The organism is Ruminococcus sp. (assembly GCF_019423705.1).
In the GTDB taxonomy this organism is placed as follows: Bacteria; Bacillota; Clostridia; order Oscillospirales; family Ruminococcaceae; genus Hominimerdicola.
This window is the reverse complement of the sequence record NZ_JAHZAX010000002.1, coordinates 68,095-90,594: the sequence shown is the minus strand read 5'-3', so window position 1 is coordinate 90,594 and position 22,500 is coordinate 68,095. Positions and strand designations below refer to the sequence as shown.

20 protein-coding genes and 1 other annotated feature are annotated in these 22,500 nt (G+C 44.4%); of the genes, 5 read left to right on the top strand and 15 right to left on the bottom strand.

Going from position 1 to position 22,500, the window contains the following annotated elements; genetic code table 11:
* Positions 1-4: 4 nt before the first annotated feature.
* Positions 5-1,402, top strand: coding sequence for an oxaloacetate decarboxylase subunit alpha (locus QZ371_RS02015; RefSeq protein ID WP_295208351.1), 1,398 nt, complete (start codon positions 5-7; stop codon positions 1,400-1,402).
* Between the two features lie 111 nt (positions 1,403-1,513).
* Positions 1,514-2,641 carry a DUF4317 domain-containing protein gene (locus QZ371_RS02010; RefSeq protein WP_295208348.1) on the top strand — a complete coding sequence of 376 codons (1,128 nt, stop codon included), beginning with the start codon at positions 1,514-1,516 and terminating at the stop codon, positions 2,639-2,641.
* Positions 2,642-2,679: 38 nt separating this feature from the next.
* Here the strand turns inward: QZ371_RS02010 and yfcE are convergent, their stop codons facing one another.
* The 3 genes from yfcE to QZ371_RS01995 are packed head-to-tail and all read right to left on the bottom strand — an operon-like array spanning position 2,680 to position 5,448.
* Positions 2,680-3,195 carry a phosphodiesterase gene (gene yfcE / locus QZ371_RS02005; protein ID WP_295208345.1) on the bottom strand — a complete coding sequence of 172 codons (516 nt, stop codon included), beginning with the start codon at positions 3,193-3,195 and terminating at the stop codon, positions 2,680-2,682.
* On the bottom strand, positions 3,192-4,448 hold the full coding sequence (locus QZ371_RS02000; protein WP_295208342.1) for a PIN domain-containing protein: 1,257 nt from the start codon (positions 4,446-4,448) through the stop codon (positions 3,192-3,194). Before QZ371_RS02000 ends, yfcE begins: the two co-directional genes overlap by 4 nt.
* Positions 4,449-4,452: 4 nt before the next feature.
* Positions 4,453-5,448, bottom strand: coding sequence for a GDSL-type esterase/lipase family protein (locus QZ371_RS01995; RefSeq protein ID WP_295208339.1), 996 nt, complete (start codon positions 5,446-5,448; stop codon positions 4,453-4,455).
* A 193-nt stretch (positions 5,449-5,641) separates the two neighbouring features.
* Here QZ371_RS01995 and QZ371_RS01990 point away from each other — a divergent pair, with 193 nt between their 5' ends.
* Complete coding sequence (locus QZ371_RS01990) at positions 5,642-6,472, top strand: AraC family transcriptional regulator (protein ID WP_295208336.1); 831 nt, start codon at positions 5,642-5,644, stop codon at positions 6,470-6,472.
* A gap of 53 nt (positions 6,473-6,525) precedes the next feature.
* On the opposite strand, the gene mnmA is transcribed toward QZ371_RS01990, so the two are convergent.
* From mnmA to rnhA, 4 genes are all read right to left on the bottom strand, one after another.
* Entirely contained in the window at positions 6,526-7,596 is a 1,071-nt protein-coding gene (mnmA, locus tag QZ371_RS01985) for a tRNA 2-thiouridine(34) synthase MnmA (protein ID WP_295208333.1), read from the bottom strand.
* A complete protein-coding gene (gene nifU, locus QZ371_RS01980; RefSeq protein WP_295208330.1) occupies positions 7,589-8,020 on the bottom strand; it encodes a Fe-S cluster assembly scaffold protein NifU in 432 nt (143 codons plus the stop codon). Before nifU ends, mnmA begins: the two co-directional genes overlap by 8 nt.
* Positions 8,021-8,030: 10 nt before the next feature.
* Positions 8,031-9,236 carry a cysteine desulfurase NifS gene (gene nifS, locus QZ371_RS01975; RefSeq protein ID WP_295208327.1) on the bottom strand — a complete coding sequence of 402 codons (1,206 nt, stop codon included), beginning with the start codon at positions 9,234-9,236 and terminating at the stop codon, positions 8,031-8,033.
* Positions 9,237-9,333: 97 nt separating this feature from the next.
* A complete protein-coding gene (rnhA, locus tag QZ371_RS01970) occupies positions 9,334-9,771 on the bottom strand; it encodes a ribonuclease HI (protein ID WP_295208324.1) in 438 nt (145 codons plus the stop codon).
* Positions 9,772-10,023: 252 nt separating this feature from the next.
* On the opposite strand from rnhA, the gene QZ371_RS01965 reads away from it, so the two are divergent.
* Entirely contained in the window at positions 10,024-11,439 is a 1,416-nt protein-coding gene (locus QZ371_RS01965) for an extracellular solute-binding protein (protein WP_295208321.1), read from the top strand.
* A gap of 94 nt (positions 11,440-11,533) precedes the next feature.
* Here the strand turns inward: QZ371_RS01965 and trpA are convergent, their stop codons facing one another.
* The 7 genes from trpA to trpE are packed head-to-tail and all read right to left on the bottom strand — an operon-like array spanning position 11,534 to position 19,157.
* Positions 11,534-12,325, bottom strand: coding sequence for a tryptophan synthase subunit alpha (trpA, locus tag QZ371_RS01960; protein ID WP_295208318.1), 792 nt, complete (start codon positions 12,323-12,325; stop codon positions 11,534-11,536).
* Positions 12,315-13,505, bottom strand: coding sequence for a tryptophan synthase subunit beta (gene trpB / locus QZ371_RS01955; RefSeq protein WP_295208315.1), 1,191 nt, complete (start codon positions 13,503-13,505; stop codon positions 12,315-12,317). The genes trpA and trpB overlap by 11 nt, the downstream gene beginning before the upstream one ends.
* Before the next feature lie 27 nt (positions 13,506-13,532).
* Positions 13,533-14,153 (bottom strand): phosphoribosylanthranilate isomerase, encoded by a 621-nt coding sequence (locus tag QZ371_RS01950; RefSeq protein WP_295208312.1) that lies wholly within the window; start codon positions 14,151-14,153, stop codon positions 13,533-13,535.
* A gap of 1 nt (position 14,154) precedes the next feature.
* Positions 14,155-14,934 (bottom strand): indole-3-glycerol phosphate synthase TrpC, encoded by a 780-nt coding sequence (gene trpC, locus QZ371_RS01945; protein WP_295208309.1) that lies wholly within the window; start codon positions 14,932-14,934, stop codon positions 14,155-14,157.
* Between the two features lie 2 nt (positions 14,935-14,936).
* Complete coding sequence (locus QZ371_RS01940; RefSeq protein ID WP_295208306.1) at positions 14,937-16,574, bottom strand: bifunctional anthranilate synthase component II/anthranilate phosphoribosyltransferase; 1,638 nt, start codon at positions 16,572-16,574, stop codon at positions 14,937-14,939.
* A 12-nt stretch (positions 16,575-16,586) separates the two neighbouring features.
* Positions 16,587-17,663: a tryptophan--tRNA ligase gene (gene trpS, locus QZ371_RS01935; RefSeq protein WP_295208303.1), complete on the bottom strand. Its 1,077-nt coding sequence runs from the start codon at positions 17,661-17,663 to the stop codon at positions 16,587-16,589.
* An 18-nt stretch (positions 17,664-17,681) separates the two neighbouring features.
* Complete coding sequence (gene trpE, locus QZ371_RS01930; protein ID WP_295208300.1) at positions 17,682-19,157, bottom strand: anthranilate synthase component I; 1,476 nt, start codon at positions 19,155-19,157, stop codon at positions 17,682-17,684.
* 98 nt (positions 19,158-19,255) lie between these two features.
* Positions 19,256-19,513: a binding site (T-box leader), on the bottom strand.
* A 198-nt stretch (positions 19,514-19,711) separates the two neighbouring features.
* Here trpE and QZ371_RS01925 point away from each other — a divergent pair.
* Positions 19,712-21,040 (top strand): AI-2E family transporter, encoded by a 1,329-nt coding sequence (locus QZ371_RS01925; RefSeq protein ID WP_295208297.1) that lies wholly within the window; start codon positions 19,712-19,714, stop codon positions 21,038-21,040.
* 41 nt (positions 21,041-21,081) lie between these two features.
* Here the strand turns inward: QZ371_RS01925 and QZ371_RS01920 are convergent, their stop codons facing one another.
* On the bottom strand, positions 21,082-22,488 hold the full coding sequence (locus QZ371_RS01920; RefSeq protein ID WP_295208294.1) for a serine hydrolase: 1,407 nt from the start codon (positions 22,486-22,488) through the stop codon (positions 21,082-21,084).
* Positions 22,489-22,500 lie beyond the last annotated feature (12 nt).

Sequence of the window (22,500 nt, the reverse complement as noted above, 5' to 3'; positions counted from 1 at the left end):
TAAAATGGCAAAGCTTAAAATAACTGAAACAGTCCTTCGTGACGCTCACCAGTCACTCTTGGCTACGAGAATGTCAATGGACGATATGCGCCCTATTCTTTCTACAATGGATAAGATCGGTTTCTATTCCGCTGAGTGCTGGGGCGGCGCTACATTTGATTCCTGTATCAGATTTTTGAACGAAGACCCTTGGGAGAGACTTCGTATCCTCAGAAAAGAAATGCCTAACACAAAGCTTCAGATGCTTTTCAGAGGTCAGAATATGCTTGGTTATCGTCACTATGCTGACGACCTTGTTGAGTATTTCGTACAGAAGTCTATCGCAAACGGTATCGACATCATCAGAATTTTCGACGCTCTGAACGATATCAGAAACCTTGAGACAGCTATCAAGGCTGCTAAGAAGGAAAATGGTCACGCTCAGGTCGCAATCTCTTACACTCTTGGTGAAGTATTCACACACGAGTATTATATGAACTATGCTAAGCAGATTGAGAGTGCCGGTGCTGACTCTATCTGTATCAAGGATATGGCTGCGCTTCTTACTCCTTATGAGGCTGAAACTCTCGTTAAGGATATCAAGTCCGCTGTTAAGATCCCTGTACAGCTCCACACACACTACACATCAGGTCTTGCTTCTATGTGTATCCTCAAGGCTGTTGAAGCTGGCGTTGATGCTGTTGATACAGCAATGTCACCTCTCGCACTTGGTACATCACACGCTCCTACTGAGTCTATAGTGGCTACATTCAAGGGCACAGAGTATGACACAGGTCTTGACCTCGTTAAGCTCAATGAAGTAAGAGATTACTTTATGACACTCAGAAAGAAGTACATTGACAATGGTCTGCTTGACCCTTCAATGCTGGCAACAAACACAAATGCGCTTCTTTATCAGGTTCCGGGCGGAATGCTCTCGAACCTCCTTTCACAGCTCAAGCAGGCCGGCAAGGCAGATCAGCTTGAGGACGTTCTCAAGGAAGTTCCAAAGGTTCGTAAGGACGCTGGTTTCCCACCGCTGGTTACACCAACATCCCAGATCGTTGGTACACAGGCTGTGTTCAACGTAATTATGGGCGAGAGATACAAGACTGTAACTAAGGAGTTCAAGGGTCTTGTTAAGGGCGAATATGGCAAGACACCAGTTGCTATCGACCCAGAGTTCCAGAAGAAGATTCTCGGTGACGAGCAGCCTATCACTTGCCGTCCAGCCGACCTTCTCCAGCCAGAGTTCGAGACAATGAAGAAGGAAGCTGCTGAGTGGACAGAGCAGGAAGAGGATATCCTCACATATGCAATGTTCCCGAAGGTTGCGCCTAAGTTCTTCAAGGACAGACGTGACAGAAAGTACGGCGTTGACGGAAAGCATTCCGACGCTGAAAACAAGGTTCACCCAGTTTAATTTGCTGATAAAATTATCCCGTGGCTTGCGCTGCGGGATTTTTTATTTTTGTCTTGAAAATCGGTGAAAATTATGATATAATTATCTTAACTGATTTTGGAGGGCACCTAAATGAACAAGAAAGAAATTGCTGAAATAAAGAAAAATTTTAACGACGACTGTGGCTTTTTCACCGTAAATCACGTTGTTACGGCGTTTGTGGACGCTGAAAAGAACATCAAATGCAAGACTAACCAGCTTTACAACACCATTCCGCAGGACGAATCAGAGCTCATTATGATAAACCTCAAGAAGGTTCTCAGCGGCTCTATCGGCAAAAATCTGCTGGAGTATTCGTTCCCGAAGGACGCATATCTCGAGGGCGGAGCTCAGCCGTTTTTGTACGCAACTCTCAAAAGCAAGCTGCTTGACGAAGAAGCTGTAGATAAGTTTCTAAACGAGATCGTGGAGAAAATGGAATACGTTTCTACATACACGATCTTCACGGCGCATTGCACATATTCCGTCATCAAAAAGAACAAGAATGACGATTTTGAAGAGGATTCTGACATTGATTACAACTTCCTCATTACTGCGATCTGCCCCGTAAATCTGCGTATTGACGGGCTTATTTACAACGAAGAGAATAATTCGATCGCAAAGAAAGAATCCAGCGACAGGATAGTTGAGCTGCCGACGGACGGATTTTTGTATCCGCTGTTCAATGACCGCTCGCCCGACGTTAATGGCGTGCTTTATTACACGAAAAATCCTAAGAAGCCGAACACCAGCGTTGTGAACGAGCTACTGGGCTGTGAGTTTTCAATGACTTGTCAGAACGAGAAAGAAACTTTCAAGGCGATACTCAACAATGTTGTGGGCGATGAGCTTGACTATGATCTCATCACGACTGTGAACGAGAAAATACAGGAAGTTGTGGATCAGAACGCCCACGAAACGGAGATACCGACAATTGACGACCACAAGCTTTCGTCGATTTTGTGGGAGGCTGGTGTCAGTCAGGATAAACTTGATAATCTGCCGAAGGTGTATGAATCTGCTGTTGGCGACAAGCCGCTGACCGCTATCAACCTTGTGGAGAAAAAAACTGTTGTGACTGCGCCGAGCATTACTGTGAACATCGGCAAGGACGCTGTCGACAAGGTCAAAACGCAGATAATCGACGGCAGAAAGTGCCTTATTATTGACCTTGACGACCCTGAGATCGCCGTGAACGGACTTGAAACAACAATCAAATAGGCATAAGAAAAGGCAGCTTTGATAGCTGCCTTTTTGTGTTAGTCAAGTGCGCCGAATGTGAACTCGCCATTTTCAAGTATCAGATAACTGTGAGCCGAATTCTCTTTAGGAATTGAGACCGAACCGGGGTTAATGTATGTGTAATCGCCGCAATCCTTTATAACAGGAACGTGTGTGTGTCCGTGAAGGAGAATATCGCCCTTTGAGACCGGCGGCAGGTGGTCACAATTGAATTTGTGACCGTGAGTAGCGAAAATGCGCAGACCGTCACAGCAGATATAAGCATACTCAGCCATAACAGGGAAGTCCAGCACCATTTGATCGACATCTGTATCGCAATTGCCACGAACGCAAAGAAGCTTGTCTTTGAGTGGATTGAGCATTGCTATGACCTTTTTCGGCGCATAATCCTTTGGAAGGTCGTTTCTTGGGCCGTGATAAAGTATATCGCCCAAAAGCACAAGCTTTTCAGCACCGCTTTTCTCAAATGCAGCGAGCATTTTTTCGCACCAATAAGCCGAGCCGTGAATGTCGGAAGCTATCATCAATTTCATATTTCATTCTCCTGTACCATTTTGTGTAAAGTCTGATATTCTGACCTAATGACATTGTAAAATGCGCAGCCCTTTTCCTTGCGGAACGCCTTCACCATTTTGATGTAAAGCTGCTGCTTTGTGTCCGCCTCGACAACGCATTGCTTAATGCGCTCAAGCTCGTCGTCAGAACATTTTTTATCCATAAGCTCTGAAAGCTTGACTGTCAGAACATCGTGATAGATTATCTTTTCGGGCTCGACATTGTCTGAAGCTGCAATATCTGCCGCAACTACTTCGGGCTTGTTTTCCTCAGTTTTAACGCCGTTTTCATCGTCATAAAGGCCTTTCAGACGGAGATATTTCGGGCGGAGCAGTTTGTAAAAGTCTGTTGCCTGTTGCTTATAGACCTTTGCCAAAGAATTGTGAAGCTCTTCCTTGGTGTTTGATTCGGGGATAAGCTTGCCTATAGTTTCGATCTGTTCATCATTGCAGATCTCGCTGAGTATCGACTGAAGATTCGCCTTATAGCCAACAACACGTTTCTTTCTCGGCTTACGCTTTGGAGCTTGCTCTTTCTCTGGCTCTGCTGTTTCAATAGGTTCTACCAGTGTTTCGGTAGGAAGATCGGGTGCACAAGCTTCGATAGGTTCTTCCTCTTCTGTTTCTGTCGGAGAAGCAACTGCTTCTGTAACCTCAGTTGCTTCAACAGGTTCGTTTGCCGGCTCATCAACAGCAACGGCTTCCTCTTCTGTGGTCTCCTCCAGCGTTTGTACGACTTCGGACTTAGCTGCGGCTTCATTTTCTGTCTCAGTCTCAAGCTCTTCTTCTAAATCGTCCTCAACAGGCTCAGCCACAACAAGACCCATTGCAAGGCGCTGCTGATTATCATTGTAATTTATTGCCGCCTGAATAGTTCTTGTTCTCAGGACGTTGGCCTTGTGGGCTTCGATATAAGGGCCGTGCCAAAAATCGTGGAGAAAATCAAAGCCACGATCGTTGCTTATAACGACGACATTTTCGTACTCGTCCTTGGCGATAAGATAGCCCAGCAGTGTGGAAAGTTGGAAATCAAGGGCATTCTTGCCGCCGACGTGGACTTTGAAATACTCGATAGCAGCCTTTGAAGTCAGCACTTTTTGGTGCATTTCAAAGCTTATGGTATCGGAATTTTCGCTATAAAAGATGATGACCTTATCGGTCTCGGGAAGTTTGTCGATACCCGTGAGACCCTTTGATTTTACATTTTCAAAATCAATAAGAAAGATGTTCATAATTTTATCCTTTCTTTTTGTGTTTTATTGTCACAATAACTGCGACGATTATTGCCGCACAAGCAGCGGCAGATATTGCGATGATCGTGACGTCTTTTTTACTGAACTTATCGCTGTCGGGTACTTGCTTGGTGTAGGTGTAAGTTTTTGTCCTTATTACCTTGTCTATGCAGGAAGCGATAAGAGTATGACCGTCTTTATTTGGGTGTATGTCATATTTGGAGATGTTCGTGAACTCAGTTCCGTGGTCGCTGAATTCGGTGTAAACGTCCGCCACAAGATAACGCTCTTTTCCATTTTCATCGGTGGCATTATCCGTGATGATCTTGTTGAGTTTTGTTATCTTTTCTTTTGACATACTCTGAAAAACTATGCCTTGTGTGAAATTATCCAGCGGATCGTAAAGTGTCTGCATAACAATTGTGGCGTCGGTCTGGGTGTTTATGTAGTCGATAACAGAATTGAGCCTGTCGCCAAATCTAGAAAGCGCCTTGTCCATATCGTCGGACATATTTTTCATATCCATCGCTATGCCCATAATATCCTTGGTCTTGTCAAGAAGCTCCTCCGTTGTGGTGTCGGGTGTTATGCCCAGATCATTCATAAGGAAGTCAAGAAACAGCCCTAGGATATCGTTTCCACCGATAGAAATTATAACGCAGTCGCTGTCTTTCAGCTTATCGTCATATTCCTTGTTTTGCAGATGATCTAAAAGCTGCAGTGAGGTATCGCCCACAACTGAGAGATTTGCAAGGTCAGTTGGACAGTCATCGGGAAGCACTTTCTTATACTCGCTGTAAAGGATATTGGCATAAGAGTCGCAGGAATATCTGTCCTCAGAAAAGCCCTCAAGGCCGTAGCCAGCGGCGATTGAGTCGCCCAAAACAACTATTTTCGGCGGCACGCTTACTTCATTCTCAACCGTTTTAGCAAGTGCTGTCAGCGGAAGCATACACGCAATTGCGGCCGCTGTAATAAATGCTATGATCTTTTTTATCATAAACTATCTCCTTTCCTTCAAAGGGATAACAACGATCATTCACTATTACTATTGTACCATATTTACGGAGTTTGTACAACATATTTTTTGAAAATTCTTGACTTTTTTGCGATGTTGTGATAATATATAATAAAAGAATATGAAATCAAATTGTAGTCATATTTATAGAATTTATAGGAAAGCGAGAGTCATTATGACCGATTACTATTACCCTGTCCTCAGCGACGAAGTCAATCTTCCGCTTTATGTGCTTGGCGTCGGCGCAAGGGACAAGGAATTTCATTTTATAAGAGAAGACGGCTATCCCAATCATCAGATAATCTACTGCACAAGGGGACAAGGCCACATTATTTTTGATGGACAAGAGTACGATATCAAGCCCGGCGACGCATTTTATCTGCCGCCGTCTGTTCCACACGAATATTATCCTGTAGGAGATATTTGGGAGACTCATTGGATAACCTTTGAGGGCAGAGAAGTCCTGCCGCTGCTCAAGCATATCAAACTCGAAAAAGCCAAGGTTTTCCATATCAATGACCTTAACGCAGTTGACGCAATTTTCAAGAAGATACTTTATCTTATGAAAACGAATTACTATTACTGCGGCCACCAATGCTCCGCCAATCTGTATCAGTTCTTTATCGAGCTGCACAGAGTAGTTAATCTGCAAAACGGCAGTCAGGACGGTCAGAAGCTCAATCAGCTCCAGCCTGTAATAGATTATATTGACAAGAACTTTCAGAAAGAACTCACGCTGGTTGAACTTGCCGATCTTATTGACCTTTCGCCGCAGTATCTTTGTAGATTATTCAAAGAGTGCTTGAACCTCAGACCATTTGAATATCTTGCGAGAAAGCGTATCCAACAGGCAAAGCTTTTGCTCCTTGAGGACAAACTCAACATTAATGAGATTGCCGCAGAAGTCGGCTACAACGATTGCAGTTACTTCTGTGCGGTGTTCAAAAAGCACGAAATGCTTTCTCCTGCGGAGTTTAGATCGCTTCACAAAAAGGCAGGTAGCTAATTTAAGACATAATAAAACCCACAAGTTTTTCGCTTGTGGGTTTGTTTTTTTGTTTATAAGATCGTTCCGCCGCCGATAACATATTCTCCATCATAGAAAACGACTGCCTGTCCCTTTGAGATAGCCTTATGCGGCTCATCAAACTTGACAAGCACTTTACCGTCCTCAAGAGGTGATATGGTGCAGCCAGCGTCCTTTTGATGATAACGTGTCTGAGCCGTACACTTAACCGGCTCTGTGAGCTTATCAAAAATTATGAAATTAACATCGCCTGCCACGAGCTCGTCACGGAATATCTCGTCAGCCTTGCCCATAATAAGGCGATTATTTTCCATATCCTTGTCCACCACAAAAAGCGGTTCGCTATACGAAACGCCTACGCCCTTGCGCTGACCGATAGTGTAATGTATCAGTCCACGATGAGTGCCCAGCTTTGTGCCGTCGGACAGGACGATATCGCCTATTTTCTGCTCTCCGCTGCGCTTTGTTATAAATGAAGCATAGTCGCCGTCGGGGATAAAGCATATATCCTGCGAATCGGGTTTAGCGGCGTTTATAAGCTTGTTCTCCTCGGCAATGTCTCTTATCTTGTCTTTGTGCATTTCGCCGACAGGGAAGAGGGTGTGCGCAAGCTGATCCTGCGTCATACCATATAACACATAACTCTGATCCTTTGATCTGTCGGGTGAACGCTTTAGCAGCCACCTGCCGCTTTTTTCATCAAATTCACGGGTAGCATAATGTCCCGTTGCGATATTATCAAAGCCAAGGAGCTTTGCACGCTCATAGAATTTGGTGAACTTCAAATGCTTGTTGCACTCGATACAAGGGTTAGGCGTGCCGCCTTCAAGATAAGTGTCAACGAAATTATCGATGACATAATGCTTGAAATCGTCGGAAAAATTGAAAACGTGAAAGTCGATACCCAGCTTGAAAGCCACAAAACGTGCGTCCTCAACATCATTGAGAGAGCAGCAAGTCCTTGTTTTTTCAAGCCCGATGTCTTCATTGCTGTAAAGCCGCATTGTAGCGCCTGCAACGTCATAACCCTCATCAAGTAGAAGCTTGACGGAAACAGAGCTGTCTACGCCGCCGCTCATAGCAACTAAAACTCTATCAGACATTACAATTTTCGCAATTCGGAGCAGACTGCTTGCCTACAAATGGCTCCGGGTCGATACCCTGTCTCTTGTAATAGTCAGAGATAGCAGCCTTCATAGCTTCCTCAGCAAGAACTGAACAATGGAGCTTTGCCGGCGGCAGACCGTCAAGAGCCTCAACAACAGCCTTGTTTGTGAGCTTGAGAGCATCCTCAAGCTTCTTGCCCTTGATCATTTCAGTAGCAATTGAAGATGTTGCAACAGCAGCGCCGCAGCCAAAGGTCTTGAACTTGACATCTGTGATAATGCCGTCGTTTACCTTAATATACATCTTCATAATATCTCCGCACTTTGCGTTGCCAACCTCGCCAACGCCGTCAGCGTCTTCGATCTCGCCGACATTTCTTGGATTTGCGAAATGATCCATAACCTTTTCGCTATATATCATAATGATCCTCCTAATCTAATGTATAATCGTGGATATTTTCAGTCTTGCAAATTCTCTCCCACAAAGGTGACATACTTCTGAGGTGCTTTACAATGCCGGGGAGCACTTCGAGGATATAGTCGATATCCTCTTCTGTGTTTTCGTCATTGATAGAAAATCTCAGAGAACCGTGAGCAACTTCGTGAGGAAGTCCCAATGCAAGAAGAACGTGAGACGGGTCAAGTGAGCCGCTCGTGCAAGCTGAACCCGATGAAGCGCAAATGCCGTTAAGGTCAAGTGTCAGCAGTAAGCTTTCACCCTCAACGCCTCTTACAGAAATGTTGATGTTACCAGCAAGTCTGTGCTCAATATCGCCGTTAAGTCTTGACTCTGGGATCTCAAGAAGTCCCTTGATAAGCCTGTCCCTCATCTTGCGGACACGATCGTTCTTAGCAGGGATATCCTTGACAGCGTCTGTGATAGCAACGCCGAGAGCAACGATAGAAGGCACGTTCTCAGTACCGGCTCTCTTATTTCTCTCCTGTGCGCCACCGTAAATAAGGTTTGGCAGATTGATACCTGTCTTGACATAAAGCACGCCAACGCCCTTTGGTGCGTGGAGCTTGTGTCCTGAAAGTGACAGCATATCAATATTCATATCCTTGACATTGATCTCGATATTGCCCACAGCCTGTACAGCGTCAGTATGGAACCATACGCCGTGCTTGTGACAAATCTCGCCGATCTCTCCGATAGGCTGAATAGTACCGATCTCATTGTTTGCAGCCATAATAGTTACAAGGCAAGTGTCCTCACGGATAGCCTCTTCCACCTGCTGTGCTGTTACAAGACCCTTTTCGCCAACAGGGAGGTATGTTACCTCAAAGCCGAGCTTTTCAAGATACTGACAAGTATGAAGAACAGCGTGGTGCTCAAAGCAAGTTGTGATGATGTGCTTCTTGCCCTTCTTTTCGCCCAGCTGTGCGCAGCCTCTTATAGCCCAGTTGTCAGACTCAGAGCCGCCTGCGGTGAAGTATATCTCATTCACCTTAGCGCCCAATGCCTCTGCGACCTGTTCTCTCGCTTTAAGAACTGCCTTTGCGCAGTCCATTCCCAGCGTGTATATACTTGACGGATTTCCGTAGAGCTCAGTAAAATAAGGCAGAGCGGCGTCAAGAGCTTTTTGCGATACTCTGGTCGTTGCAGAGTTGTCTGCATAAACAAATCTCTTTTCCAATTAAATCATACCTTTCTTATATAAATTTACTATTTTATTATATACTAAATTACTACAAAATGCAATAGCTTTCGCTAACTTAACAGAAATTTAATAATTATTTAAACTGTTTTGAACCCATAACAGCAAGCTCGTCGCAGCGTTCATTTTCGGGGTGACCTGCGTGACCCTTGACCCAATTGAACGTGACTTTGTGAACGTCCAAAAGCGCCAATAACTCAGCCCAAAGGTCGCTGTTAATGGCTTTTTTCTTATCCGACTTGACCCAGTTATTAGCCTGCCACTTTTTTGCCCAGCCCTTTGTAACAGCGTCGATTATATACTTCGAGTCGCTGTAAAGCTCGACCTCGCAAGGCTCTTTAAGCGCTTTCAGACCTGTTATAACAGCGGTGAGTTCCATACGATTGTTGGTGGTATTAGGTTCACCGCCCGAAAGCTCTTTCGTCGTGCCTTTATATCTCAGAATGACGCCGTATCCGCCAGGGCCGGGATTGCCCGAACAAGCGCCGTCGGTAAAAATCTCTATCTTTTTCATTAACATAGCTCCAAACCAAAGTAAATATATTTTTGCTTATCATCACTTTTATTATACAACATTATGATATATTTTTCAAGTGGCATAACAGCATTAGTTTAATATTTTCACATTTATTACTTTTAAAATGTTCAAATTAAACAAAGATGTGCGTAAGCTTTGTTTAATTTGAGAATTGACAACGTTTACACTAAGCATTATAATGTAAAGGTAAATATCAGAATACGTTAGATATTCTATTTGGAGGTTATTATGAAAATCAAAAGATTATTGGCTTTATCTGTTGCGCTCACATCAGTTTTTGCTGTTGCAGGCTGCGGCTCGACAGGTGACAGCAGTTCAAAGGTTTCGACTGTAAAGAAAGTTAAGGTCGAGGACACACAGGAGATTGCAGATATCCCTGACGACGCTCAGAAAACTATCCGCTGGATGGGTACATACGATCTGAACCCTAACGAGAAAAAGGGCGAGGACAAGTCTGTCGAAATGACTTTGTTCAACAACAAGGGCGGCAAGGTCGAGTACACACAGGTAACTGACAGCGAAAAGTTTGACAAGCTCGCAAGTGCTATTATGTCACAGCAGAACGTGCCTGATATATTCAAGTATGAGTGGATGGCATTCCCTGCACAGGTGCTCAAAGATATGTATCAGCCTGTTGACGATATCGTAAACTTTGACGATCCGCTGTGGGTCGATGTTAAGGACAGCGCTGAAAAGTTCGTTATGGGCGGAAAGCACTATGTTGCACCTATCAGCTTCTCAGTCGGCACACTTATGATGTACGATCAGGATATCATCGACGCCGAGGGTCTTGACGATCCATATGAGCTGTATCAGAACGGCGAATGGAACTGGGATAATTGGTACGATATGATGGCTGAATTTGTAAGCAACGCACCTGCTGATACTGAAAGATTTGGTATCAATGGCTGGTTCCAGACGCAGGTCATCCAGCAGACAGGTAAGACAATGGTCAATTACGATGGTGAACAGTTCACCAGCAATATAAACGATCCGGATATCGAAAGAGCAGAGGATCTCCTTTATCAGATCGGTAAGAACGGTTATGTAAACGGTAACTGGCTCGGCAATGCTAAGCAGGCACTCAAAGACGGCAATCTGCTGTTCTATTGTATGGGTACTTGGGCAATGACAGGCAACAATGGTCCTTCCGATGCTGATACTTGGAGAGTTGTTCCTGTTCCTTCCGACCCTAACACAGACGAGAAGTATATGACATCTGATATGATGGCTTATATGTGGGTAAGAGGTTCAACAGCAAATGAAGCCGTTAAGTGCTGGTATGAATGCTGCCGTATGTCTAACACGGACGAGACATACAAGCAGAACGGCAAGGAGAAATTCCTTAACGCTAACCCGAACTGGACAGAGGATATGTATCAGGTCATCGTTGACTGCTCATCTTCCGAGTACAAGCAGGTATTCGATTATGGTTACGGTATCTCTTCCACAATGTCTGACGACAACGCAAACGAGGACGGCAACTGTGTAACAAGAAAGCTTTATGAATACACAAATAAGGCTGACGATAATGGCAAGCAGTTCTCTTGGACAGAGCTCAGAGAGTCTTATTCTGCAACTGTTGACGCAGAGCTCAAGACTATCAATGACGCTGTTGTTGCATTCAACAAGAAAAACGCATAAGTTTATATATCAAAAGCCACGGAATTTTCTCCGTGGCTTTTTTGCGCATTATAAAAGGCTCTGAAGTTTTTCTCAGAGCCTTGTTTTGTTATGTTTAGCTGTCCATACCCTCACGGACTGACTTGACAAATTCGCCCACATATTTTGGAGCTTCTTTGCCGTATTTTTCGACTATCTTAACGATAGCGCTGCCCATAATAACGCCGTCAGCGTAAGAAGACATTTTCTTTGCCTGCTCAGGATTGGAGATACCGAAACCAATGCAGCAAGGGCAGTAATCGCCGTTTTTCAGCGGAGCAAGAAGCTCATTGAAGTCTGTTGTGATCTCAGAACGCATACCTGTTACGCCGAGGGACGATACAACATAAAGGAAGCCCTTTGACTTTGCTGCGATCATCTTAACTCTTTCGTGAGAAGTCGGCGCTACAAGGAATATTGTGTAAATTCCGTTCTTTTTAGCAGCTTCTTCAAGCTCTTCACGCTCTTCAAACGGCATATCCGGCACGATAACGCCGTCGATCTGGGTAGCTTTGCAAAGCTCAAAGAACTTTTCTGTGCCGAACTTGAAAATTGTATTTATATACATCATAAGCAGCATTGGCTTATCAGTCTTTGTGCGGAGCTTTCTTACAAGGTCAAATATCTTGTCAAGGTTCGTGCCTGCGCTCAGCGATCTGAGGGAAGCCTTCTGAATTGTCGCACCCTCTGCGATCGGGTCGGAGAATGGCACGCCGATCTCAATTATGTCAGAGCCGTTATCATACATTTCAAGCACGCACTTTTCTGTTGTGTCCATATCTGGATCACCAGCGGTGATGAATGTTACAAGAGCCTTTCTGTTTTCTGCTTTGAGCTGTTCAAAGCAAGCGTCGATCCTATTCTTCATTGAGTTCGACCTCCCTGTATCTTGCTATTGAGTAAACGTCCTTGTCGCCACGACCCGAAAGGTTGATAACAAGGATAGAATCCTTATCCATTGTTGGTGCGATCTTGAGGGCTGCTGCAACTGCGTGAGATGATTCGATGGCAGGGATAATGCCCTCCATTCTTGAAAGGTATTCAAATGCGCAAACAGCTTCCTCGTCTGTGATATCAACATACTGAGCTCTGCCGATAGAATTAAGATAAGCGTGCTCAGGGCCGATACCTGGATAATCAAGACCTGCGGATATCGAATATACAGGGTCGATCTGACCATATTCATTTTGCAGGAAAAGCGACTTCATTCCGTGGAAAATTCCCAGCGAACCCTTTGCAATTGTTGCAGCGTGGTCAGGTGTATCAATGCCTCTGCCTGCTGCCTCTGCGCCAACAAGCTTAACTGACTTATCCTCGATAAAGTTATAGAAAGCACCCATTGCATTCGAGCCGCCGCCTACGCAGGCAACAACACAGTCGGGAAGTCTGCCTTCCTTTTCCATAAGCTGAGACTTGATCTCAGCGCTGATAACTTTCTGAAAATCTCTAACCATTGTTGGATATGGGTGAGGACCCATTACTGAACCGATACAATAGAATGTTGTGTCGATATTTGATACCCAATCTCTGAAAGCTTCATTAATAGCGTCCTTGAGGGTAGCCGTACCGCTTGCAACGCCTGTTACCTTTGCGCCAAGCAGGTTCATTCTGTAAACGTTCAGCGACTGTCTCTTCATATCGGTCTCGCCCATATAAACTTCGCATTCAAGACCCATAAGAGCGCAGACTGTGGCAGTTGCAACGCCGTGCTGTCCTGCGCCAGTTTCGGCGATGATACGCTTCTTGCCCATTTTCTTTGCAAGAAGTATCTGACCGAGAACGTTGTTTATCTTGTGTGAACCTGTGTGGTTAAGATCCTCACGCTTAATGTAAATCTTCGCTCCGCCAATATCCTTTGTCATCTTTTCGGCATAGTAGAGCATTGAAGGTCTGCCTGCATAATTGTGATAAAGCTCCTGAAGCTCTTTGTTGAATTCGGGGTCGTCTTTATATTTATTGTATGCTTCTTCCAGTTCGTGAACGGCGGTCATAACAGTTTCAGGAATATACTGTCCGCCGAATTCACCGAAGCGTCCGATCTTATTCATTTTAATCCTTCTTTCAGTTAGTTTATTTCAGATACCGTTTCTTATCTTTGCGACTATTTCAGTGATTTTTTCTTCACTCTTAAAGCCGTCGGTCTCCACCGAGCTTGAAAAGTCAACGCCGAATGGCTGAACTTCCGCAATGGCTTCATTCACATTTTCCGCATTAAGTCCGCCTGCAAGAAAAAACGGCTTTGTGATATTTGCGTTTTTCACTATGTCAAGATCAACACGTTTGCCAGTGCCGCCATAGCTTTTTGCGCTGAAGCTGTCGATAAGCAGCTTATGGACGGGAAGTGCGCAGGCTCTTTCGATATCGTTCGATGTCTGAGCACGAACCGCTTTCCATATCTCTCGACCACAGTTTTCTTTCAGCTTTGTGATATACTCCGCACTTTCATCTCCGTGGAGCTGTATAACGTCAAGCTTGTCAGCATAGTGCGCAATAATATTCTCCAAAGGCTCGTTTACAAAAACGCCAACACGCTTGATATCTCTATCAAGACGGCTTTCAAGCTCGCAGAAAGTGTCAAGATCAACAGTCCGCTTAAAGACTTGTGACAGAATAAAGCCAGCATAATCAGGGCGATATTTATTGACGTAAAGAATATCATCAACACGGCGCATACCGCATATCTTGATCTTTGTCATATCAAACGCCCTCTCTCAGCGCACGAAGGGTGTCGCCGATATTACCACTGCGCATAAGTGTATCGCCGATAAGCACGGCGTCTGCGCCAAAGCTTCTTACCTGCTTCATATCAGCATTATTCTTGATACCGCTTTCAGATACCAGCACAGCCTGCTCACCAACAATACGGCTGAGCCTGCCTGTTGTTTCAAGGTCAACATCGAATGTGTAAAGATTTCGGTTGTTGATACCTAGCATATCGGACTTGAAGCCAAGAGTTTTCTTGTATTCGTCCTCATTGTGTACTTCAACAAGGCACTCGAGTCCCAGCTCGTGGGCGATATCGGAATATTCTTTCATCTGCTCCTCGCTGAGGATAGCTGAAATAAGCAGAACAGCGTCCGCACCGATCGCCCTTGCTTCATAAAGCTGATACTCGTCGATGATAAAATCTTTGCGGAGTATCGGTAGCTTTACTGCGGCTCTGATCTCCTTGAGATATTCCGCCGAGCCTTGAAAATAATGCTCCTCAGTCAGACAAGAGATAGCATTTGCACCGTTTTTCTCGTACTCAGTTGCAGTCTTGACAGGGTCAAAGTTCGGGCAGATAAGACCCTTTGAGGGCGAAGCCTTTTTGACTTCGCTTATTACCGAAAGGGTGTCCTGCTTTATCGCCTTTGAAAAGGAAACTGTTTTATATTCCTTATCCAAAGCCATAGCCTTTATATCTACCCTAGATACATTTGAGATATCTCTTTCGAGCTGTTCTTTTCTTTTATCGCAAATCTTATCAAGTATCATAATTATCCTCTGTTTGTAAATTCAATGAGCTCTTCAAGCTTCTTAAGAGCCTTGCCGCTGTCGATCATTTCGGCGGCAGTCTTAATGCCGTCCTCAATGCTCTCGCACTTGCCGCAGATATAAAGCGCACAGCCTGCGTTCATAAGCACGATATCTCTCTTTGCACCCTTGATAGAGCCGTCAAGGATACCCTTTGTGATCTCAGCATTGCCATTTGCATCTGCGCCAACGATATCAGCAAGCTTGCCACGCTTGAGGCCAAAGTCCTCAGGCTTGATCTCATATTTGATAAGCTTTCCGCCGTTGATCTCGCAAATAGTTGTTGGAGCTGAAATTGATATCTCGTCAAGCCTGTCGTTGCCGTAAACCAGCATTGCACGCTTGATACCAAGGTTCATAAGCACCTTTGCCATTGGCTCGAGAAGGTCAGGATCATATGTGCCGAGGATCATATAATCAGCCTTTGCAGGGTTAGCAAGAGGGCCAAGGATATTGAAAACTGTTCTTACGCCGATCTGCGATCTTGTAGGGCCGACAAATCTCATTGCTGAGTGATATGACTGAGCAAAGAGGAAAGTAAGTCCGATCTCTTCGATAGACTGTTCAGCCTGCTGATGAGTTGACTGTATCTTTACGCCGAGGGCTTCAAGAACGTCAGCAGCGCCGCTCTTTGAGGAAACGCTTCTGTTGCCGTGCTTAGCGACTTTCTGTCCTGCGGCTGCGATAACGAATGAAGATGTTGTGGAGATATTGAAGCTGTTTGAAAGGTCTCCGCCTGTGCCAACGATATCGAGAGTATCAGAAACATTGACCTTAGCCATTTTCTCTCTCATAACCTTTGCGAAGCCTGTGATCTCGTCGATAGTCTCGCCTTTCATTCTGAGAGCTGTCAGCAGGCAAGCTATCTGAGCGTTTGAAGCTCTGTCGCTCATAATGATATCCATTGCCTTATAAGCTTCGTCCTCAGTAAGTGAATTGCCTTCGCAGACCTGTTTGAGATATTTCTTAAGCTCAACTCTTTCATTGTCGGGCAGGGAAGCGGACTTAGTCTTTGTGGTCTTTATGCCTGCGATATCGTTGAGGAAGTTCTCGATGATGATGTTGCCAACTTCGCCTGTAAGGATAGACTCTGGGTGGAACTGAACGCCGTAAGTTGGGTGCTCTTTGTGTCTGATAGCCATAATCTGCGCTGTGTCGTCAGTTGCGATAACTGAAAGGCAAGTCGGGAGCGAAATGCTGTCAACAACGAGAGAATGATATCTTGCAGCCTTGATAGTGCTCTTAAGACCGCTGAAAAGCGGATTAGCTGTGTTAAGGTTGATATCAGTCTGCTTGCCGTGGAGCTGCTGCTTTGCGTGAACTATCTTGCCGCCAAAAGCTTCGGCAATTGCTTGGTGACCAAGACAAACGCCAAGGATAGGAACTCTGCCGCTGAATGTCTTGATAACGTTAACGGAGATACCTGCATCCTTTGGATAGCCAGGACCAGGGGAGATGATGATAGCGTCGGGCTTCATCTTTTCGATCTCATCAAGAGTGATCTCGTCATTTCTTGCTACTGTTATATCTTTGTTCAATACGCCCACAGCCTGATAAAGGTTGTAAGTAAAGCTGTCATAGTTGTCGATAAGTAAAATCATAGTAATCTTCCTTTACAGTACAAATTTATCAATAAAAGTCTTGTCGTTGAAATAATTTATGCCGATCGCATTTCTGATCTCCGAAACAGTCTCGTTTGATACCTCGATTGCGTGCTGCGTACCCTTTTTGAGCATTTCGAGGATAGCTTCCTTGTCCTTTGCATACTCTTCACGTCTCGCTCTGATTGGTGCGAGAAATTCCTGCATTACGCTGTTAAGGAACTTTTTGCACTTCATATCGCCGAGGCCGCCACGCTCATAATGTTCCTTCATTTCGGCAAGGTTCTTATAATCAGGGAAGTATTTAGCAAAATCTTCCTCCTTGCTGAACGCTTCAAGATAGATGAATACGGGGTTGCCCTCTGTGTGACCTGGGTCGTTCACATTGATGTGTGTAGGGTCGGTGTACATTGACATTATCTTCTGCTTGAGGGTCTTTTCATCGTCCTTGAGGTAAATGCAGTTGCCGAGAGACTTGCTCATTTTTGTGTTGCCGTCTGTTCCAACAAGTCTGTTGCAGCTTTCGTTGTCTGGAAGAACTGCCTGTGGCTCAACGAGGATATCGCACTTGTAAATTCTGTTGAAGCTGTTTACGATCTCTCTTGCCTGCTCCAGCATTGGCAACTGATCTTCACCAACAGGAACATACTTAGCCTTGAAAGCTGTGATATCTGCTGCCTGACTGATAGGATATGTCATAAAGCCGACAGGGAGATTTCTTTCAAAGTTTCTGAGTTTGATCTCAGATTTGATAGTCGGGTTTCTTTCAAGTCTTGACATCGTAACAAGGTTTGAATAATACATTGGCAGCTCATAGAGCGCTGGGATATGAGACTGAACAAGGAAAGTTGTCTTGTCAGGCTCAAGTCCGACTGCAAGATAATCGAGCATTACTTCAAGAATGTTCTGTCTTATCTTCTCGGGATTGTCAGCATTATCTGTAAGCGCCTGAAGGTCAGCGATCATAACGAACTGATCGAACTTTCCTGTGTTCTGAAGCTCAACTCTCTTTCTCAAAGAACCTACATAGTGGCCGAGATGAAGAGAGCCTGTTGGTCTGTCGCCTGTTAAAATAATATCTTTACTCATTGTTATAAACTCCTTAAATTATAATTTGCTGGCTTCTCTTATGGCATTGATAACAGCCATTGCCTTGTTGCAGGATTCCTGATATTCATTCTCCGGTATCGAGTCAGCAACGACGCCGCCGCCTGCCTGTACATAAGCCTTATTGTTTTTGAAAAGAACAGTTCTTATTGCGATACAAGTATCTATCGAACCGTCAAATGCGAGATATCCGACTGTTCCGCCATAAAGACCTCTCTTTGTTGTCTCAAGCTCGTCGATGATCTCCATAGCTCTAACCTTTGGCGCACCCGAAAGTGTTCCTGCTGGAAGCACGGCCATAAGAGCGTCAAGTGGTTTCTTATCGTCTCTGAGAGTACCCTTTACATTTGATACAAGGTGCATAACCTTTGAATATCTCTCAACTATCATCTGATCCGTAACTACAACTGAACCGAATTCTGATACCTTGCCGATATCATTTCTGCCAAGGTCAACGAGCATTGTGTGCTCAGCTCTTTCCTTTGGATCGTTAAGAAGCTGCTGCTCGTTGCGGATATCTTCATCATAGGTTGCGCCACGCTTGATCGTGCCTGCGATAGGTCTTGTGACAACCGTCTTGTTCTCAACTGAAACGAGCATTTCAGGAGAAGCACCTGCAACAGCATAATCATTGTGCTTGAAATAATAAAGATAAGGTGAAGGGTTCGTTGAACGGAGCATTCTGTAAACATCAAAGCTGTCCGGCGGATTGTCGATCTCAAATCTCTGTGACGGAACTATCTGGAAGATATCGCCGTCCTTGATGTATTCCTTAGCCTTTTCAACATTCGCAAGGTAATGTTCCTTTGTGATGTTTGAAGTTACCGTTATATCGTCCTCAGCCTTTGTTGGCGTTTTGATGACAGGTCTATATTTCTTGAGAGTGTCAACAATATCATTGCAGACCTTTTCGCACTCAGCGTACTTTGCTTCAAGATCATCGCTCTTGTTGATGTTAAGAATGATAACAGCCTTATTTGAAAGGTGATCGTATGCAACGATCTTCTCAAAGAGATGAAGATCAGCGTCAGGGAGGTGAAGATCGTCTTTTGGCGGATTGCAGAGAGTTTTCTCAAAATATCTCACCATATCGTATGTGAAAAATCCGATCAGACCGCCTGTGAGCTTAGGATAATTATTGAAGCGGGGAGACTTGTGAGCCTCAACGACCTTTGAGAGATACTCGATAGGGTTATCCACCTTTACAGTCTCGTCAGCCTTGCCTTTTTCCTTTATCGTTATAACGTGGTCGTTGAGAATGTACTCGCTCTTCGGGTCGATACCGACGTATGAATATCTGCCCCATTGATCTTTGTTGTCAACCGATTCAAGAATGAAGCAATCATCATAAGCTTCGTGCAGGCAGTTGAAAAGCTGGATAGGTGTGCAGGAATCCATAAGAAGTTCATAGAATACAGGCACAGTCTCATAATTCTCGAATAATTTCTTTACTTGTTCAGTCTCGGGATACAGCATAAATATTCCTCCAGTTAAAATTATCGGCGGGGCATTGGGAAACCGCTGACATAAAAAATTGCAATAAAAAAAGTCCTGTCATCACACATAACATCTAGTTATGGGACGATAGAACCGTGGTGCCACCCAATTTTCCGATGAAATTTCATCGGCTCACAGATACGCATTCTGAAAACGAATAACAGAAATCAATATCCTGTCCTTTAACGCAGGAAACACGGCGAGTGATACTTGAAAAACTTTCACACCGCTCCTCACAAATCCATTCACCGAAAGAACTTGTACTGTCTCTCACCTGCCGACAGCTCTCTGAAACTCATACCGATCAGCTACTTACCTTTGCTCATAGGATTTTAAATATTTAACTGTAATTATTATATTCTCATTTCGACATTTTGTCAATAAGCATCTTTATATATATATTGAATTTATTATTAACATTCAATTAACGCAAATATACCTAAGGCTAAATAATCTTATTTATTTCTAAATTCTCTTGCAATTAAAAAGATTGTGTTGTATAATATTCATAACGAATGACGAAAGGATACAATATGAAAATACAAACAAATCGAAAATACACCATCATCGCATTTTATGCGGCGCTGGTCATTGCAGTGAATGTGCTGCTTGTGGTGGCGGTGTTCAAATTCAGCACTATATATCGGATATTGTCCGTTATCGTTTCGGCGCTGACCCCTGTTATTTTAGGACTTGTCATTGCTTTTTTGATGAACCCGATAATGGTAAAGTTTGAAAATCTGTTCAGAAACAAGGTCGTCAAGAACCCAGCCAAGAAAAAGTTCACACGAGCCTGTTCGGTGACGGTGGCTTCGCTGGTCTTTCTCGGAATAGTGGTCGGCCTTATCTACGTCGTTGTGCCGGAGCTTATCAATTCTATTATTGATATATTCAACAACGCTTCAAACATCGTCGTTAAGATACAAGGCTGGATAAACAAGCTTTTCCGGAATTATCCCGACATTGAAGCGGTCGCAACTGAAAAGCTCAAAAATCTCTCCACAGACTTTGGCACACTTATCGAGAAGATACAGCCAATGCTCGAAAATATCCTGTCGGGCGCTTGGGGCGTTATCAACGTCTTGAAGAACTTTGTGTTCGGCTTTATCGCTTCGATCTATATGCTTTGCAGCAAGGAAAAGCTGTTGGCGCAGGCTAAAAAGATCATCATTGCCAACACGAAAAAGTCCACCTGCGAGCGCATTATGCGAGTTAGCTCAGAAGCAAACAAAGTATTTGCAGGCTTCCTCAGCGGTAAGATAATCGACTCTGCGATCATCGGCGTGCTTTGCTTCATCGGCCTCACAATAATGGATATGCCTTATAACATTATGATAAGCGTGCTTATCGGCATTACGAATATTATCCCGTTCTTCGGTCCTATAATCGGCGCAATCCCTTCAACGGCGCTTATGCTCCTCATTGACCCGAAAAAGGCTGTCATTCTTCTGATATTCATTATAATCCTTCAGCAGTTTGACGGAAATATCCTCGGTCCGAAAATTCTCGGCGAAACAACAGGTCTACCCGGATTTTGGGTGCTGGTATCCCTCTTCTTCTTCGGAAATCTCTTCGGATTTATCGGAATGGTTCTTGCAGTTCCTACATTTGCTCTTATTTATACCTTCACAAGAGAAGCAGTCGAGCACAAGCTGAAAAAGAAAAAGCTCCCTGTATCGACTGAATATTATATCGACGATGTTGAACACCTTTACAAGAAGCCTGAAAAGCGTACTCCGCTGACCCCCGAACAGCTTGCTGCGATAGTTATTCCGCCTGCTGATGAAGTCAACGAAGCAAATCTTGAGAATGTTCAAGCTCCAGCTGATAGCGATAGTGATAATGACAACGATGAAAACTAAATAAAAAATCAAGCGGTTGAGAAATTTCCCAACCGCTGTTTTTATTTCTTCAAGTATTTTTTCTGAACCCTTGCAATATGTATCACCGCATAGACCACGAACAACGCAACCAAAATAACGACCGTGAATTTGAATACCGACGATTCAAAATAAGATTTTGCTATCTTGACCTTTGCCTTTGCCTGCGAACGCTCCACCTTTGTGGTGGATACAAGGTCTATCTCCGTCAGCACTTCGCCCTTATAGATAAGCTCCATTTTGCCCAGCACGTCGCCCACCTCAACAGGGGCAACAACATTGTCATAGACCGTTATCTTCTTCTCAACATCATCAACTGACATGTTCGTCGGCCAAAGACGTGTATAGCCCGTGGCAGGCTTGAGGTTTGCGTAATCCTTGCCGTCGCCATACTTCACCGCAACATCACGGACTTCGCTGTTTTTGTCTATAAAATCAGTCGACACAAGGCTTGAAAACGCCCATTTGTAAAGTCTTATATGATCGAGAATATTGTAATAAACGTTGTCGTAAGCATATATCGAATCGGGGTCTTCCTGTCCTTTTTTGACGTCCTCTTCAAGCTTATCCATTGGCGCACCCATTGTGACGATTAGATAGCTTGTGCCGTCATACTCTGCATATGAAGCAAGGCAGCGGCCTGCGGCGTCAAGAGAACCTGTCTTAATACCCTTTGCATAAGCGTAATAATAGTCGGAAGTGGAATCAAGCATAAGGTTCGTGTTATAGATATCCGTTCCGTCAGAGTGATAAGAAGTGGAATCCATATGATAATTCGGCTCGCAAACGATATCTCTGAAAACTTGATACTTGCTAATGGCATATTCACAAAGGGTTGCGATATCTTTGCAAGAAGAGTAATTCTGCTGCGCCCAAAGTCCGTGAGCGTTTGAGAAGTGAGTATTTTTCATACCAAGCTCTTCCGCCTTTTGGTTCATAAGGTCGGCAAAATCAGTCAGCGAATCAGACACGTTCAGGGCTATTATATTTGCCGCCTCGCAAGATGAAGGTATCAGCAGGGCAGCCAGCAGATCATAGCAATTGACCTTTTCATCGGGCTGGATATCCGCCGTTGAAGCTCCAGTGTCATAAAGTTCGTCAAAAGCTTCCGAACCTGAGGAATAATATGTCGATCTGAGCTTTTCCTCGTCACCTTTGAATTTGTCCAGCAGAACCACCGCCGTCATAATCTTTGTGAGGGAAGCAGGGACACGCTCGTCCTCGCCGTTTATGTCAACGATAGTCTCGCCCGTGTCAAGGTTCACCATATATGCCGCCTTAGAATACAGCTTCAGCGGTATAGCGTTGCCATCGTCGTCCGTACCAGATGTCGGCGTGAAATTCAGCGCATTTGCGCCGATTGCAGGCACAAGCATAAATATCGCCAGCGTCATATATATTACTCGGTATAGCTTGCTTATTTTATTCATTATTACAGTCCT

Coding starts and splice junctions, on each gene's coding strand:
- rnhA (WP_295208324.1), bottom strand. CDS start 9,771: ATGAAAAAGATAGAGATTTTTACCGACGGCGCTTGTTCGGGCAATCCC.
- QZ371_RS01990 (WP_295208336.1), top strand. CDS start 5,642: ATGACCGATTACTATTACCCTGTCCTCAGCGACGAAGTCAATCTTCCG.
- yfcE (WP_295208345.1), bottom strand. CDS start 3,195: ATGAAATTGATGATAGCTTCCGACATTCACGGCTCGGCTTATTGGTGC.
- trpC (WP_295208309.1), bottom strand. CDS start 14,934: ATGATACTTGATAAGATTTGCGATAAAAGAAAAGAACAGCTCGAAAGA.
- mnmA (WP_295208333.1), bottom strand. CDS start 7,596: ATGTCTGATAGAGTTTTAGTTGCTATGAGCGGCGGCGTAGACAGCTCT.
- QZ371_RS02010 (WP_295208348.1), top strand. CDS start 1,514: ATGAACAAGAAAGAAATTGCTGAAATAAAGAAAAATTTTAACGACGAC.
- QZ371_RS02000 (WP_295208342.1), bottom strand. CDS start 4,448: ATGAACATCTTTCTTATTGATTTTGAAAATGTAAAATCAAAGGGTCTC.
- QZ371_RS01920 (WP_295208294.1), bottom strand. CDS start 22,488: ATGAATAAAATAAGCAAGCTATACCGAGTAATATATATGACGCTGGCG.
- QZ371_RS01940 (WP_295208306.1), bottom strand. CDS start 16,574: ATGATTTTACTTATCGACAACTATGACAGCTTTACTTACAACCTTTAT.
- trpB (WP_295208315.1), bottom strand. CDS start 13,505: ATGAATAAGATCGGACGCTTCGGTGAATTCGGCGGACAGTATATTCCT.
- QZ371_RS01950 (WP_295208312.1), bottom strand. CDS start 14,153: ATGACAAAGATCAAGATATGCGGTATGCGCCGTGTTGATGATATTCTT.
- QZ371_RS02015 (WP_295208351.1), top strand. CDS start 5: ATGGCAAAGCTTAAAATAACTGAAACAGTCCTTCGTGACGCTCACCAG.
- trpS (WP_295208303.1), bottom strand. CDS start 17,663: ATGAGTAAAGATATTATTTTAACAGGCGACAGACCAACAGGCTCTCTT.
- trpE (WP_295208300.1), bottom strand. CDS start 19,157: ATGCTGTATCCCGAGACTGAACAAGTAAAGAAATTATTCGAGAATTAT.
- QZ371_RS01925 (WP_295208297.1), top strand. CDS start 19,712: ATGAAAATACAAACAAATCGAAAATACACCATCATCGCATTTTATGCG.
- nifU (WP_295208330.1), bottom strand. CDS start 8,020: ATGATATATAGCGAAAAGGTTATGGATCATTTCGCAAATCCAAGAAAT.
- trpA (WP_295208318.1), bottom strand. CDS start 12,325: ATGAAGAATAGGATCGACGCTTGCTTTGAACAGCTCAAAGCAGAAAAC.
- QZ371_RS01995 (WP_295208339.1), bottom strand. CDS start 5,448: ATGATAAAAAAGATCATAGCATTTATTACAGCGGCCGCAATTGCGTGT.
- QZ371_RS01965 (WP_295208321.1), top strand. CDS start 10,024: ATGAAAATCAAAAGATTATTGGCTTTATCTGTTGCGCTCACATCAGTT.